The organism is Sphingobacterium micropteri, assembly GCF_014692515.1.
In the GTDB taxonomy this organism is placed as follows: Bacteria; Bacteroidota; Bacteroidia; order Sphingobacteriales; family Sphingobacteriaceae; genus Sphingobacterium; species Sphingobacterium micropteri.
In genome coordinates, this window is the sequence record NZ_JACOIK010000003.1 from 200,312 (window position 1) to 216,752 (window position 16,441).

Genomic DNA, 16,441 nt, shown 5'->3' on the forward strand with positions numbered 1-16,441 from the left:
AATTTAGGATAGATAAAAAATGAAGAAGATATTATCATTAACGACTGTTTTAGCTATTTGCGGCTCGTTTTTATATGCCCAGAATGCTGTCGATCTGAAAGTCCAACTAGATAATGCCTCTGGCAAAATATCACCACACATGTGGGGTATATTCTTTGAAGACATCAACCTTGGTGCTGATGGGGGTATTTATGCGGAGCTTGTTAAAAACCGTTCGTTTGAGTTTGACCATCCGATGATGGGATGGAAACGTTTGGAGAACGTTCCGGAGGGTACTTTTTTGATTGTCAACGACGGCCGTCGCAAAGGAAATGCGAGATCACTAAAAATACATAAACCAACGGACTTTAAAACGGGTCTGCAAAATGAAGGCTTCCGCGGCATGGGCGTGAAGAAAGGAGATGGTTACGAATTTTCGTTGCTATATCGGCAGGCGTCTCCGGGTATACGGATTAAAGTGGAATTGCTAAATGAACAAGACCAGGTAATCGGTACGGCGGCGTTACCTTTGTCGCAAGGAGCCAGCTGGCAGACGGGATCGGTGACGTTCACTTCGTCGGAGACCTCACCAAAAGGAAAATTAAACATCTGGTTTGAAGGAGCGGGTGATGTAGAAGTGGATATGTTGTCGCTTTTCCCGCAGGATACTTGGAAAAACCGTCCTAAAGGCCTTCGGAAAGATATGGTGCAGATATTGGCAGATATGGAGCCTGATTTCGTTCGTTTTCCGGGAGGCTGTATCGTAGAAGGTAGAGACTTGGCAACACGTTTTCAGTGGAAAAAAACCGTCGGGCCAATCGAAGAGCGTGAGCTGATTATCAATCGTTGGAATACAGAGTTTAGCCACCGCTTGACACCCGATTACTTTCAAACCTTCGGCTTGGGCTTTTATGAGTATTTCTTGCTATCGGAAGATATCGGTGCAGAACCGGTTCCAATCCTTAACTGTGGAATGGCGTGTCAGTTTAATACTGGAGAAGTCGTTCCGTTGGACGAATTGGACGAATATATCCAAGATGCCTTGGATCTGATTGAATTTGCCAATGGCGATACCCATACACCTTGGGGTAAACTCCGTGCGGAGATGGGACATCCAGCACCTTTCAATTTGAAAATGTTGGGTGTCGGAAATGAAAATTGGGGCCCGCAGTATATCGAAAGATTAGCGATCTTCCAAAAGATTTTGCAAGAGAAGCATCCGGAAATACAGATCATCGCAAGCTCGGGTACAGATCCGAATGGGGAGCGCTTTGACTATCTGGATGAAAAACTCCGCGACATGAAGGTGGATATCATCGATGAACATTACTATCGTCCACCGGCATGGTTCCTTTCAGGAGCAGATCGCTATGACGACTACGATCGTAACGGGCCGAAGATCTTTGCCGGAGAATATGCATCGCATACTACACGACCACAAGGTCCAGGAAGAAGTACGTGGGAGGCAGCATTATCCGAAGCAGCTTTCTTGACGGGATTGGAACGTAACGGTGATGTGGTAACGATGGCTTCTTATGCACCGCTGTTTGGCCATGTAGACGGTTGGCAATGGTCGCCCGACCTTATTTGGGTAGACAACCTGAATGTATATGGTACACCAAGTTATCACGTTCAGAAGTTGTACTCCTTAAATAAAGGTACGGATATTATCCCTGTAAAACTTGGCGATCAAAATGTTGTTGGTCAGGACAGTCTATACGCTTCCGCTGTGTATGATGCTAATACAAAAGAGCTGATCGTTAAATTTGTGAACTACAACGAACAGTCTGTTGAGGCCAACTTCCAACTGGATACCAAGAAAAAAATGAAGGGGAATGCAACCAAGATTACATTGGCAAATGCCGATCGGAATGTGGTAAATAGCCTCGAAGAACCTTTGAGAATAAAGCCACAGACAGAGCAGGTGAATTATAAAGGTAAAGCCATTAAGGATACCTTTCCTCCTTATTCGTTTACTGTTATTAAAATACCTGTACAATAATGAAATGGATACTTTTATTGCTTCTGACAAGTAGTCCTTTACTGAATTTATTTGCTAATGAACCGGATTCGGCGTATATTTTTGCCTATTCTACCGGCAAGCAGAATAATAAGGCCGGATTGCATTTTGCATGGAGCCGAGACCAAAAGACATGGCATGCCATCGGCCCGGAGTTTGCGTTTGTAAAATCGGATTATGGTGTTTGGGGTGGGGAAAAACGGATGTTTTCACCAGTGCTGACATTCGGTGCAGATGGCTACTGGCATGCGCTATGGAGCGTCAACGATCAAGACCCGACTTTTGCTTATGCGAAATCTCCTGATCTCGTGCGGTGGATACCACAGGAATATCCTATTTTGCATCACCGTGATAACTGCACGGAAGTAGAGATTCAGGGTGATGGAACAGGAAAACAGTATATTTTATCTTGGATAGGTAACCATACAGGGTCAGAAAAGTTTTTCAGTACGAGCACGACTGATTTTAAGCATTATACGCCTGTGAAAAAAGCAGATGAGGGTATCCGCATAAATCAAAGAACCCAGGCAAATATTGCTAATCGTACGGAAACCGGAACCATTCACAAAGTATCGTGGAAACTGATCGACGGTTTGATTAAACATGTGCAAGTTTCCAAGTACAGAAATGCACAACATGCAGAGTTAATGCGTGACGATCCAACACGTTTTAGGGATCTCCATCCGTTAGAAGCCAATATTACGGTTCAGGCCAACGAATCCAAGGCGATCAGCGATAAGCTGATCGGGATTTTCTTTGAAGATATCAATTACGCGGCAGATGGTGGGATCTATGCCGAGCTCGTGCAGAATAGAGGTTTTGAGTACCAACCGACGGATAGAAAAAATGACCCGAATTGGCACAGTAAGACCGCTTGGAAAACAACAAATAATGACGTTTCCTTTGCGATCGAAACCGCATCGCCTATCCATGAAAATAATAAGCACTATGCCGTCTTGACAGTGAACAAGGTTGGTGCTGGATTGCAGAATGAGGGCTTTGATGGGATTTCTTTAAAAGCGAATGCAAAATACGACTTTTCGGTCTTCGCCAAAGCGATCGATGGAAAGGACGCCCGTTTGAAAATACGCCTGCTAGATGAACACGGTACAGTATATGGCGAAACAACAACTGGTGCGTTAACTGAAAATTGGAAGAAACATGAAGCCGTGTTGGTTTCGAAAGGAGATGTCTCCAACGGAAGACTGGAAATAATCCCGCAAGCAGAAGGGAAGATTGCCTTAGATATGGTTTCCTTATTTCCCCAGGAGACGTTTAACGGACGTAAGAATGGCTTACGTCGGGACTTAGCCCAAGTATTGGCGGATATCAAACCTCGCTTTGTGCGTTTTCCGGGCGGGTGTGTTGCACACGGACAGGGTATAGAAAATATCTACCACTGGAAAAATACGATCGGGCCATTGGAAGCTCGTAAACCACAGCGCAACCTTTGGGGCTACCATCAGTCGATGGGATTAGGCTATTACGAATATTTCCAGTTCTGTGCGGATATCGGTGCTGCGCCTATGCCTATCGTAGCGGCTGGAGTTCCTTGTCAAAATTCGGAAAAATGTGATCATCCGATCGGAGGGCAACAGGGGGGAATTCCATTGGAAGATATGGGCGCGTACGTCCAAGATATCTTGGATTTGATTGAATGGGCAAATGGCGATCCTAAAACAAACAAATGGGCCAAGATGCGCGCGGATGCCGGACATCCTGAACCTTTTAACTTGAAGTATATCGGTGTCGGAAACGAAGACTTGATATCGGAAGTATTTATAGAGCGCTTCCAAATGATTTTTGACACCATCAAGGAGAAATATCCGGATATCGTTGTGATCGGTACCAGTGGGCCGTGGTCGGAAGGTTCAGACTATGAACGTGGATGGGAAGTCGCTACGGACCTGGGTGTACCGATGATTGATGAACATTACTACCAGACTCCTGGATGGTATATCCACAATCAGGATTTTTATGATCGCTATGATCGCAGCAAAGCAAAAGTGTATGTGGGAGAATACGCAGCCCATTTACCTAACCGTGCGACCAATATAGAAACAGCATTGACGGAGGCCTTGCACCTGATCAATATCGAACGGAATGCCGATATGGTGAGCATGACCAGTTATGCACCTTTGTTGGCCAAAGAAAAACGTACACAGTGGAGCCCGGATCTGATTTACTTCAATAACGACGAGATCAAACCAACGGTAGGGTATTATGTGCAAAAACTATTCGGTGTACACGCTGGAAACGAATATTTTGCCAATCAAATCGAACTAAATCACGCGGATGAAGCTGTCAGAAAACGTGTTGCCTGTTCGGTCGTAAAAGATGGGGAGAGTGGTGATATCATCATCCGCTTGGCGAATTTATTACCTGTAGGCGTAAGTAGTAAAGTGACTTTGGACGGCTTGTTAACGGAAACTGCCAAGGCAACAAAAATGGTATTGAGCGGCCAACCCGATGACGATAAAGCACAGCCTGTGACAGCGGAGATTACGGTGGAGAAAGATTGGGCTTACGAGATTCCTCCGTATTCTTTTTCGGTGATCAGGGTGTCTAATCCTAAATAGGAGTGAGCGTGTGTTGCACGCTCACCTAATTATCCACTTGACACTTTCTGTCCAGTTGGAAGTGTCATACAAATTGTTTGTTTTTATTTTTGATATACCCGAACATAATCTATTTCATACTTCGCAGGTAGCAGACTTTCATCAATTTCACCACCGTTGATACCTCCCAGCGCTAAGTTCAATAAAATATAGTGCGGTTGCTTGAACGGATTGAAGCCACTTCCATCCTCGTTGACAAGTTGCTCCATTTCAACTTTAATCATCAACGAATCGTCGACATACAACGTGATTTCATGCTCATCCCAATCCATTCGCCATATATGAAACTCATCTGCCCAAGCTTTCCCACCAAGTTCTTCTACAGACTTTTTACTATCGAACCACTTTGGTTTCCAGCGTTCGTCGGTGCCACGGGCAACGTTGGCCAAGATATTGCCTTTGTAGTATTCCATAATATCTATTTCTCCATTCGAAGGCCATTCCTTATCCACCCCCAATGTCCAAAAAGCCGGCCATAGCCCCGTTCCTACGGGTATTTTTGCCCGTATTTCAAAACGACCATACTGCCAGCTATGTTTACCTCCCGTATTAATAGAAGATGAGGTATATTGAATATCCTCGCGCGAACGCGCCCAATGTTTGCTTCCTTCCTCGTAGGTCGGGTTAGGTCTTGTTTCCTCTCGAGCTTCAATAATGAGCAGCCCGTCTTTTACATAAGCATTGTCTTTCTGATACCATTGAGCTTCCTCATTACGCATAAACCCTTCTTCAAAAACCCAATTATTGGCATTAACCAGTCCATCTTGGTCAAATTCATCCGACCATACCAATTGATAAGCCTCGTTGTCCTGAGCACAGCTACTTGCAGTAATTAATGTGGCAGCTACTAAAAAAAATGTGTACTTCATGTTGTTTCTGTTGTTATAATGCAAAATAATATTTACCACCCTGTATTTTGAGAAATTATACCTTCTGATTTGTCTACCTCAACCCTTGGAATGGGGTATAGATCCATTTTTCTATCATACACCCGCATTTGTACAGCTTGTGTCGGATATATATAGGTAAAGGATCCGTCTGTGTTCCGATTAATTTGCACACCTCGTATGGATTGGCCTAATGCTTGCTCGGCAATCTGCCAACGGCGTACGTCCCAAAACCGATGTTCTTCGAATGCGAGTTCTACTCGACGCTCGTTTTGGATACGCAAACGGAATGCTTCTTTTTCCGAAACATTTATTTCAGGCATCTGTACCCCGTTTCTATCCCGAACTTGATTAACGGCCTCTTGAGCAGAAAGCGTAAGTCCCGCAGGAACAACATCGGGTCCATATACCTCATTGACTGCTTCTGCATAGTTTAACAGCACCTCTGCGTAGCGAAAATATATCCAGTTATGCGTGCTTGTACGGTTCAAGACCAGATCAAGCCCTTCATCGACGAACTTCTTCATATAATATCCGGTTTCAGTTGTCCTAGGTCGACCACGCCCATCGATTCCCCCCGACCATAGCTCCACTGTCCGCCCTTTGTATCCAGATCCATTGACGATGATTGACATCTGCAACCGTGGGTCTCTATTTTCATAAGGTTTCTGCGGATCAAAGTCTGTATCTTGCTGAATAGACAGCCCATTGACCGTTTCGTAGGCATCAACTAGGTTTTGGGAAGGATTTGTTCCGCCTTGCGCACCATCAAAACCAACTGGGTAACTTGCCCTCTCCAAACTGTTCGTAGCAGGATACCTTCTTTCAAAGATAATTTCACTGTTGTCTACAGCCCTAAATAACTCGCCGTAATTCGTGGCCAATTGATATTGGTTCAAGGAAATAACCTCGTGTGCTGCTTCCGCAGCAGCTTCCCACTTCGCGGGGTCTGCCGTGGTATTATGCTGCGGACTGGCAGCATACAGAAGCACACGGGCCTTCAAAGCCAATGCCGCACCCGTAGTCAGCCGGCCCAAATACCTATCGGACTGAAATCCTTTCCAGGTGCTTCGCAAACGCGGTGCCGCCGCATCTATCTCTTTAGTGATGTAAGAAACACATTCGTCAAAAGTATTACGCGGCAATAAGGGTGCGTCCTGAGGATCCAACACCTCTTCAATAATAGGTACGCCTCCATATCGCTTGATCAGTTCAAAATAAAAAAACGCACGTAACACCTGGGTTTCGGCACGAAGCCAACCGATGTCGTTTACATCATTGATATAGTTATTCCGCCCGGCTTCGGTTATAGTGTCCCGGAAGAGGATTTGGCGATAATCTATCGAGTTCTCCAAAAAAATCGTTGCTTTTCGGATACCTGCATAATTACGTCCCCATTGGTCGTCCGGATTGTAAAACTCTCCCCAACTGCCGTTGACAAGGCGTTGTATGTTTGAACCGGGCCACGCATGTACGGCCTCGTCCGAAGCTGCAGCCAGTAACGCTCCATCGATTCTATCAAATCCCTCTGGAAGTTGCGTATAAACTCCTAGTCCAAAATCCCGCATCGTGCCGACCGAATTAAATACCTGCTCTAGCGAGTAATTGGTATCTATCCTCCTGTCCAAAAAGCTTTTTTCACAAGAGACTAATAATCCCGTTGCTATGAGTAATAAAAACAGTCTTTTCATATTATTTACGATAATCATGATCGAAAAATCTTTTTATATTCAAATTTTATTAGAACCTCGCCGTCAGCCCGATATTGTAAGATTTCAGCGGTGGATATCCTCCAATATATTCGGGATCAAACCCGTTAATAGGAGCTGATGTCCAAAGATTTACACCATTGACATAGATCCGGAAATCTTTTAGGCGGGCCTGGTCTTGAAGCCGACCCGGTAATGTATAGCCCAATTCTACATTTCTTAACCGGATAGCCGATCCGCTACGCATCCAAAAAGTAGATGTATTATAATTATTATCGTTCGGCAATGTACTCAGCCGTGGATAATCTGCATTTGCAGCATTTTCGACAGTCCAACGGTTCATGGCGATGGACGGAATATTGTTGTCGTTCTGCAAGGCGAAGAAGTATGTGCCGTTCATAAAAATGCTCCGTTCGCCGATACCATGCAGAAATGCACTGACATCAAAACCTTTGTATGCCGCTCCAATATTAAAGGTATACGTCAAAGAAGGATTATTACTATGCCCGATAGGTACAAAATCGTTCTCATTGATTAAGCCGTCATTGTTTTGGTCTACATAGCGTATATCTCCCGGTTGTACGCGAGAAAAGGTAGATACAGGAAGCCCGTTCAATACATTACCAGAAGCATCAAAGTCTCCGGTTTGCCAAAATCCCACTGCCTGCAACCCAAATGGCTGGCCAACCTGCTGGCCGGTTTGGTATAGATAACTTTCTGCTCGGACAACTTCATTCATTTCCAATATCTTATTTCTGGTGTAGAATACGCTTCCGCCGACCTGATAGGTAAGGTCACCAATTTTATCACTAAAGGTCAGTACGGCTTCACCTCCTATGTTCTTTACCTTTCCATAGTTAAAGTAACCTGACGATATGCCGACATATCCCGGAACTGTAGCATCTCCCGAGGCGAGGATATCCCAACGGTTTTCATAAAACGCATCCAAAGAGATGTTCAGTTTATGGAAAAGCGTAGCTTCAACACCTATATTGGTCTGTAACGACTTCTCCCAAGAGATATTTGGGTTTCCGGCAACCCCTTCGACAACTGTTCCGAATCCGTTATAATCCGGTCCGAAATGGTAACTCCCATCATAATAGTAGTCCTGTCGATAAGCAAAACGTTGCCCTATCAGACGGTCATTTCCAAGTAGGCCAACAGATGCCCGGGCTTTAAGGAAATTAATCGTCTGGTTATCCTTCAAGAAACTTTCATTGCTCACAATCCAGGCTGTGGACAAGCTGGGGAAAAAACCGAATCTTTTTCCCGGAGGAAACCTTTCTGAACCACTATACGAAAAGCCGAGCTCCGCGAAGTAGGTATCATTATACCCATAATGAACTCGCCCCATTATATTTTGTGTGGCATAGGGAACATTATTTCCACTGGTCTGATACAGATCCTGGTAATACATCACCTGAGCAGATAAGGCATTTAGCCCAAAAGAACGGTCGTAGTGTGCCGAAAACTGCAAATTTGTCCGGTTCCATTGGTTATTCCCACCTTGGTTCACGGCAAGGTCTGTTCTTGTACCGTGTTGCCGATAGGTATATTCTTCTCCAGCTGTACCGTTTGTTTTTCCAGTTATTTCATAGACAGCGATATTTCTGGTTTTATCGTAATGCCCTCTATGCCAGTTATTGAAAGCAACCGCTTGACGTAGACTTAGTCCTTCTGTGATAAAATCCAGCTTTTCGACCAGCTGCAGATTGGCCAACAGGTTACGGTCTGTAGTGGTGTTCAGCCCTCTATCCAGCACAGAGGCCACTGGATTATCAAAAAACAGTGCATTTCCTCCCCAACTATTATTCGGGTTGCGCACGGGGTAAGCATTGGCCGGAAAACGCGCCATGTTATTCCACAAGTCACCGCCATTGAAATTAGGGAACGCCCGATCTTCCACCCGTCCCCCTAAATCCATGGAGGCTGTGACATATTGGCTCAATTGCATATCCACGTTTGCCCTAAAATTATAGCGTTGAAAATCAGCATTTGAATTTTCTATACGCTTGGAGTCGGTATTATCATATAGTCCTTCTGTCCGATTGTATCCAAGCAAGACAAAGTATCTTGCCGTATTTCCACCGCCTGAAAACGTCAAATTGATATCTCGTTGCGGCGCGCTTTTGCGTAGCACCTCATCATACCAGTTTACATCAGGATATAAATACGGGTCGCTACCAGTACGATAGGCTTCTAAATCCTGATCTGTATAGCGGGGCGATAGCCCATCGTTTTGGAGAGCTTCGTTATAAAGGCTGGCATAGTCGAAAGATCCGACAAAGCTAGGCAAGGCAACAGGGCTTTGCCACCCATTCCGTGCGTCGAGCGTAATACGGGTTTTCCCAACTTCTCCACGCTTGGTCGTTACCCATAAAGCCCCATTTGCACCCCGTATACCAAACTGCGACAACGCCGCCGCATCCTTTAAGACGGAAACAGACTGTACTTCGTGCACGGACAAATGTTCAAAAGAGGTTTCCAATCCGTCAACAAAGACTAAGAAACCGTTGTCCTGATAAGTTCCTTGACCTCGGATAAGCATATTAGGGCTATCATATCCGGGTTCGCCACTCCCTTGCATGACCGTTAAACCAGGCAATCTCCCGAACAACGTGTTCGCTAGATTAGGCACGAAAGTTTTGTTCATATCGGCCGAACTGACGGATGATATCGCCGCCGTGGAGCCTAATGCCTGCTGTTTGGTAAACGCGACGTTAATATCTGCTGTACGGATATCCTGCACCATTTCCAAGGTCATATCACCTTGACCACGGTCGATCTTTTCACGGATCGGAAGATATCCTTCCAAACGAAAGACCAATACATCGGTATGTACATCGGTAATGGAGAAACCGCCACTTTCGTCCGTCTGGGTCACAATTTCATCATTCAAGTCGTAAATATCAACGAAAGCTAGACCATATCCAAACTGATCGACCACCCTTCCCTTAATCAATTCCTGCGCAGAGGCATCATGCGAAAACAGACATGAGAGCAGCAGGATTGTCATTAATATATGTTTCATATTCTTTTCTTTTTTACTTAGGCGGGAAGTTTACCACCCTGGGGTTTGCGAAATATATCCTTTGTCATACTCGGTCTGAGGGATGGGGTATACGTACATCCGATCCTCCCATACCCGGTTTTCAAATACCTCTTTGCGGTAAACAATCGATCCATCGCCCTGTTGATATAGGTTGAGACCGTACATGGCGCCGCGCATCACACCTTCATTAGATGCAATCATCCACCGTCGAACGTCCCAAAACCTATGTTCCTCAAAAGCCAATTCGATCGCTCTTTCGCGTCTGATTGCTTCCCTTAATTTTTCCTGCGAATTGTATCGTTGATCGCCGTTGTTTGCTTCCGGGATACCCGCTCTATTTCTGATCGCATTAAGTGCCGTGAAGCTTTGGTTATCCATCGGGCTGACTTCATTAAGTGCTTCTGCATAGTTGAGGTAGAACTCGGCCAATCTAAAGATCGGCCAATTGAACCGGCCTCCTCCCCAATTGAATCGTGCTAGAAATTTTTTCATATATCCTACGCCGTTTACGGGGGCGTGTTCCGTCCAAGCACCATTGTTCCTCCTATAAAACTCCCTAACACCATATTGATCATTGAATGACGAACCCGAATAGAATACAGAACGCTGAAAACGAGGTTCCATTTCACCCATTTTATCCAAGAACTCCGCATAGGAGCCTTCGTTTGGCCAATCTTGGTCGTTTCCGGCCACAGTATAGTACTTTTGGGCATGTTGTAGCGTAACCCCATGGCCATACCATCCGTTGTACACACCTCGAGGCATCACAAATTGAAATGTCATGGGCCACCAGTCTCCCCACCAGTCTACCGATTTATCCGCGAGTATTATTTCTGCATTATCAGGTTGTGAGACAGCAGTTTCGTAGGCGTTCCCCGGGTTTTGAGCATCGACGATAAGACGAATATTTCCGGCTCCTGCTGCCCAATCTAATACGGCCTTGGCGGCATCTGCCGCGGCTCGCCAACGCTCCGGGTTATAATCAGTATAGCCAGTAAACTCTCGGTCTTGGGTGTTATAAGGTGTTGGGCTATTGGCCAACGGGCTGGCGGCAAATAATAACACTCTCGATTTTAAAGCCAATGCTGCTCCTTTAGTAATCCTGCCCAGAAATGCGGACGGATACGTATCCGGTAGAACAGTAGCGGCCTCATCACAGCTCTGCACAATAAAGTCCACACACTCCGCATAGCTGTTCCGAGGTAATTGCACCTCGCCATCGGCCAGTAGCACATGATCTACAATAGGAATACCCCCGTATCTTTTAAGCAGTTCGGCGTGTTTTAAAGCTCTTAGGAAAACGGCCTCTGCACGCATTTGTGCTCGTTCGGTATCCGATATATCGGGTACTCTTTCTATATTTTCAATAAATATATTTGCATTGCGGATCCCCTTATAATGGTGTCCAAAACCGTCTTCCGGTACACGTTGTGGTCCCCACACGCCCGTATTAAACAAATTCGATTCTGGCCAATCGTCATAAACATCCCCTTCATCACAGGCCGCCATCAACATAGAGGCACCTACGCCTTCCCACCGACCCCAATCTCTCGGTAATCCACCTGAAATCGAACTGCCATAGGTTTCCCAGAGAAAGGTTTCTGCTTTTATCCTTTCCGAGAATATAGTATCTATCGTAACGTCACTGCTGTCCGGTTTCCCTAAAAAATCTTTACTGCACGAAGCCAAAATGAGCAGGCATGCAGCTAAACTCAGCAATGTAAATGTCCTTATATATTGTATCATCTCCATCTTGTTTTTAATTATTGTATCGTTAAAACTGTATGTTGACACCAAAATTGTAAACCCTCATCTGTGGATAGAACTGCCCTCGACCAGAAGGAGCTTCAGGATCGAAATTTTTAATATTGCTCCACGTCAACAGGTTATTTCCATTAGCAAAAACACGCAGTTGCCGTGCGCCTACTTTAGAGAGAAAGCTTCCTGTAAAACGATAAGCAATCTCAGCATTTTTCAAACGCAGATAACGCCCTTCTTTTAACCAAAAATCAGACTGCGTATAATTATGCTTTCCCGAATTCGGGGAAAGCTCTAACCGTGGAAAGGTAATAGCCTCTCCATTGGTATAGCGCTCTTCTGTCCAGCGTTCCAAATGGATTTCCTGTGCACTCCCCCAATCGGTATCAAAGGGCCAGGCCGCCATTTCATTCAGATAAAAGGATGCTCTTTCTGCTCCTTGGAACAGTACAGAGAAATCAAAACCTTTGTAATCAAAACCAACAGAAATACCATATACGCCTTGTGGAAACGTGGAATAACCAATCGACCTAATATCATACTCGTTAATCTCCCCATCACCATTTTGATCGATATAGCGAATGTCACCGGGTTGTGGTGAGCCCCACGCCCAAGACGTGATTCCACTATCCTCAATTTCCTGTGTCGTATTATAAAACCCACTACTCTCCAAACCGAAAAACTGACCAACAGGACGCCCTGTACGCCGCATATAGTCATAAGGCCTATTCGGCTCGTCCATATATCGTATTTCATTACGAGCAAATGTATAGTTTGCCCGAAACCAATAGTTGAAATCGCCGAAATGATGATTAAACTTTGCCTCCACTTCGAAGCCTCTGTTCTCTACAGAGCTTATGTTTGCCGGGGGCAAGGGCGCTTGTACCAAAGCGGGCACCGTGCCGAGATAGGAAAGGATATTGTCCCTTTTTTCCCAGAATAAATCGCCCACGAAACCGATTTTGTTATCAAAGAGATTGAACTCCAGTCCGATGTTGGTTTTTTGTGCACGTTCCCAGGTAACATTTGGGTTTCCGACTTTACCTTCCTGCGACCCTCCGTACCATTGGAAATTTCCGGCGTTGACATCGCCAAAATTATAGCCGCCTCCGTAGTTGAAGACATCCGGTAGGTACAAAAAGCGCTCTCCGCCGATTTTATCATTGCCGACTTCGCCATAAGAACCACGAATTTTCATAAAACTCAGCCATTTTTGATTGCTCATGAACGGCTCTTCTGTCAATACCCACCCCAATGAAAATGAAGGGAAGAAACCAAACCGATTGCCTTCCGGAAAATTCTCAGAGCCATTGTAACCCATATTAAACTCGGCCAGGTATCTTTGGGCATAGTCGTATGTTACGCGCCCTACCGTACCGATGTATCCCATAGGAACCGCGTATGCGTAACCTGGGTTATGACTTTTCTCACGCATGTACAACAAGAGCCCACCGATATTGTGATCTCCGAACGTCCTAGCATAGTCCACAGCGAGTTCGGTATATATCTTACGGTTTCGGCCATACCCTTCGTTGAAAGAGAACGGTGTATCCTCACCGTTGCGGATAAATACCGGCTCGTTAATATCTTGCGGATTTCTGACAATATTATAGGTAGCCGTCCATTTATTCCGCGCTACCCAATGCTGATAATAATGGTCGTATGCCAACATCCCCCGAGCAGAGAGACCTTCTGTTATAAACCCGAGTTTATGGGTAAGCCCGATATTCGCATTCAGTGTACTATTGAAATTCCGCCGAAAACCACTGGATGTGATAAAGCTGAGCGGGTTATTGATATTAGAAGGCAACCCCTCTACATTGTCGATGATACGTCCGTCGACAATGCCCGGGTTCATCAATGGATTTGCCCGTAGCATACGGAAAAAGATCTCTCCTGCACTCTGGCCTGGAAAGTTCATATCCGCAACTTGTCCAGCCAACTTTAATGAGGTTGAAAAATTATCGTTGAAGTCTATATCAAAGTTTGACCTAAAATTATAACGTTTGTATTTGGGGTTAGCAGAGAAATCACGTTGTATTTCGTTGACTTTATATGCTCCGTTTTGCGAAAAATATCCTGCCGACACAAAATACCGGGTATCTTGAGACCCTCCGTGGATATTAAAGTTATGTTGTTGCTGAGCGGAAGTTTCTTGAAGGACTTGATCATACCAATTGGTGCTGGGACGGAATATAGGATCTGAACCCGTCCGATATGCTTCCAGATCTTGCTCGGAAAAGAAAACCTGATCCCTACCCATGTTGCGTTCGGCTTCATTGTGTAGCATGGCATATTGATAGCTATCCAGCATCTGGGGTAAGCTATTCGGCGATTGCAGACCTACATTGGCCGTATAGCTGATCTGCGGTTTTCCCGATTTACCTGATTTGGTCGTAATTAATATCACACCATTTGCCCCTCGTACACCGAATACGGCTGTGGCGGAAGCATCTTTCAAAATACTGATGTTTTCGACTTCATTTGGGTCTATTTCGTTAAAGTTACGGGGCACGCCGTCTACCAACACCAAGGGGTCGGATTCAGACCCTTCGTTCAGCGTCCCGATACCGCGAATCTTTAAGCGGGATTGGTCAAATCCGGGTTCGCCACTAGGTTGTAATGCCACCAACCCAGGTAAACGACCGACCAACGAGTTACTGATATTGGCAACGGGCGACTGTACCAGTTCTTTTCCTTCCACCGTGGATATTGCTCCCGTAAGCGTAGCTTTCTTTTGTGTACCAAATCCCACTACGACAACCTCGTCCAGTGTGGACGGGTCTTGTTCGAGCTGTACATTCAACGTGATTCGCCCTTGCAAAGGACGTTCTATACTCAGATATCCGATATATCGAAATACTAAAATCGCGCTTTCGGAGACGTTGTCCAACCGATAATAACCTTCGGTATCCGTGGTAACACCGTTAGACGTTCCCTGGACAATTATGCTCACACCTGGTAAAGGCTCTCCTTGCGTTGTCGTTACACGACCATCTACGCCTGTCTGCGCATACACCTGTCCAGCAAAGCACAAGCCTATAACGAGACAGCCAAATACTGAAAAAATTCTAGACAATACCATAATTTATTATTAACTGCATTTATAATTAGATATATAATTTTAATTTATCTTCTGTCAGCACTTCCAAAAAGTATATATGTCTACTTTTTTGGCACCGCTGCTACATATATATTTCTTGCACGCATCTCTGCATAGTCAGGTCCTTGTCCCAGCTGATCCCAAGAATTTTCCATCTGTAGGTTAATAATCAACCAAAAAAAGGCTTATCCACAAAATCAGCATAATGTGTCGCTGTTTTCACATTATCTATATAATAGTCTAATTCCGTGTCCGTATCCGAAACCTTACGTATAATGACTTTATAGTTATGCCATCCTCCGGCATTGGCGACAGCCCTAAGTTCGTTTTGCCAGTATGTCGCCGTCCAATTTGGTCCGGTTACGGTATTCTGCCAGTTGATATTATCGCCCTTAAACTCCATAATATCACTCTCTGGCGGCCAGTTTTCAACACCTGTAATCCAGAATGCCGGCCATGTACCAATTACGGTCGGCACCTGAAAATCGCCACTGATCTCCCATTCGGGAAATTCGTCGGTGACGGTGATATGCTGTTTGTAATGTATGGCTCCTGCGTGATAACGGATGGTTAACCAAGGGTCATGTCCGCTAGTGCCTTCCCACCAATCGATAACATCTGCTTTTATGCGCAATACTCCCTCTTCGAGGAGCTCGACCTGACTGTCATACATTCTCGCAGACCCATTATGCTCTATTCCCCACGGATAATACATATTCCAATGGGCATCAAAGCTTTCCGGCGAGTCAAAAGTCATCGAATCCAAAAAAACAACGGGAGGGATACCTGGTGCAGACAGCGTCAATATCCGATGTGCATCACTAAATGCGGTTCCTTCTTCATTCTGTGCAAATACAGATATATAATAATGTGTATGGTCGTTCAAAGTAGTCAAAACAAACTCGAACTCTCCATCGTCTAAGTGTGATGTTTCCAACATCTTATTGTCCAACAACGTTAGGTTGGGGTGATTGCCCCAGCATACGCCATAGCCATGTATGCTTTTGTCGCCTACTACGCGTCCTTTGACAATTACCCCTATTTCCGGGTGCTCAGTGATATCTATTAAAGTAATTTGAGGCAGTTTCAATGCTTCCCATTCGTCTTCCGTAGATTGCCGACAACTATATGCGAATAGCATCAGCATTACATAAGTGATTAAAATAAAATGTTTTCTCATACTGATTAGGTTTTTGATTAACACTACAAAGTTGTACCTAAATTCTGTTTACAAAAGGGGATATATTCTGATATATAGGGGGACAAATCCGTATTTTTTTAAAGCAATGGCAAGGTTTTGTTTTTATACCTCACA

The 16,441-nt window shown here is 44.9% G+C and carries 8 protein-coding genes; 2 read left to right on the forward strand and 6 right to left on the reverse strand.

The window, feature by feature from the left end; genetic code table 11:
* The first annotated feature begins 19 nt into the window (after positions 1 to 19).
* Both H8B06_RS05045 and H8B06_RS05050 read left to right on the forward strand, forming a co-directional pair.
* A complete protein-coding gene (locus H8B06_RS05045) occupies positions 20 to 1,981 on the forward strand; it encodes an alpha-L-arabinofuranosidase C-terminal domain-containing protein (RefSeq protein WP_190993215.1) in 1,962 nt (653 codons plus the stop codon).
* Positions 1,981 to 4,578 carry an alpha-L-arabinofuranosidase C-terminal domain-containing protein gene (locus tag H8B06_RS05050; protein WP_190993216.1) on the forward strand — a complete coding sequence of 866 codons (2,598 nt, stop codon included), beginning with the start codon at positions 1,981 to 1,983 and terminating at the stop codon, positions 4,576 to 4,578. The genes H8B06_RS05045 and H8B06_RS05050 overlap by 1 nt, the downstream gene beginning before the upstream one ends.
* An 83-nt stretch (positions 4,579 to 4,661) precedes the next feature.
* Here H8B06_RS05050 and H8B06_RS05055 read toward each other — a convergent pair whose 3' ends face one another.
* From H8B06_RS05055 to H8B06_RS05080, 6 genes are all read right to left on the reverse strand, one after another.
* A complete protein-coding gene (locus tag H8B06_RS05055) occupies positions 4,662 to 5,486 on the reverse strand; it encodes a glycoside hydrolase family 16 protein (protein WP_190993217.1) in 825 nt (274 codons plus the stop codon).
* A 32-nt stretch (positions 5,487 to 5,518) separates the two neighbouring features.
* Positions 5,519 to 7,195, reverse strand: coding sequence for a RagB/SusD family nutrient uptake outer membrane protein (locus tag H8B06_RS05060; protein WP_223857483.1), 1,677 nt, complete (start codon positions 7,193 to 7,195; stop codon positions 5,519 to 5,521).
* 49 nt (positions 7,196 to 7,244) lie between these two features.
* On the reverse strand, positions 7,245 to 10,244 hold the full coding sequence (locus tag H8B06_RS05065; RefSeq protein ID WP_190993219.1) for a SusC/RagA family TonB-linked outer membrane protein: 3,000 nt from the start codon (positions 10,242 to 10,244) through the stop codon (positions 7,245 to 7,247).
* Positions 10,245 to 10,274: 30 nt separating this feature from the next.
* Positions 10,275 to 12,011: a RagB/SusD family nutrient uptake outer membrane protein gene (locus H8B06_RS05070; RefSeq protein WP_190993220.1), complete on the reverse strand. Its 1,737-nt coding sequence runs from the start codon at positions 12,009 to 12,011 to the stop codon at positions 10,275 to 10,277.
* Between the two features lie 28 nt (positions 12,012 to 12,039).
* Positions 12,040 to 15,108 (reverse strand): SusC/RagA family TonB-linked outer membrane protein, encoded by a 3,069-nt coding sequence (locus tag H8B06_RS05075; RefSeq protein ID WP_190993221.1) that lies wholly within the window; start codon positions 15,106 to 15,108, stop codon positions 12,040 to 12,042.
* Between the two features lie 187 nt (positions 15,109 to 15,295).
* A complete protein-coding gene (locus H8B06_RS05080) occupies positions 15,296 to 16,306 on the reverse strand; it encodes a LamG domain-containing protein (protein ID WP_190993222.1) in 1,011 nt (336 codons plus the stop codon).
* Between the last annotated feature and the right edge of the window lie 135 nt (positions 16,307 to 16,441).

What these genes read in the sequence shown, in the direction of transcription:
- H8B06_RS05070 (WP_190993220.1), bottom strand. Translation starts at nt 12,011, where the DNA reads ATGATACAATATATAAGGACATTTACATTGCTGAGTTTAGCTGCATGC.
- H8B06_RS05060 (WP_223857483.1), bottom strand. Translation starts at nt 7,195, where the DNA reads ATGAAAAGACTGTTTTTATTACTCATAGCAACGGGATTATTAGTCTCT.
- H8B06_RS05045 (WP_190993215.1), top strand. Translation starts at nt 20, where the DNA reads ATGAAGAAGATATTATCATTAACGACTGTTTTAGCTATTTGCGGCTCG.
- H8B06_RS05080 (WP_190993222.1), bottom strand. Translation starts at nt 16,306, where the DNA reads ATGAGAAAACATTTTATTTTAATCACTTATGTAATGCTGATGCTATTC.
- H8B06_RS05075 (WP_190993221.1), bottom strand. Translation starts at nt 15,108, where the DNA reads ATGGTATTGTCTAGAATTTTTTCAGTATTTGGCTGTCTCGTTATAGGC.
- H8B06_RS05050 (WP_190993216.1), top strand. Translation starts at nt 1,981, where the DNA reads ATGAAATGGATACTTTTATTGCTTCTGACAAGTAGTCCTTTACTGAAT.
- H8B06_RS05065 (WP_190993219.1), bottom strand. Translation starts at nt 10,244, where the DNA reads ATGAAACATATATTAATGACAATCCTGCTGCTCTCATGTCTGTTTTCG.
- H8B06_RS05055 (WP_190993217.1), bottom strand. Translation starts at nt 5,486, where the DNA reads ATGAAGTACACATTTTTTTTAGTAGCTGCCACATTAATTACTGCAAGT.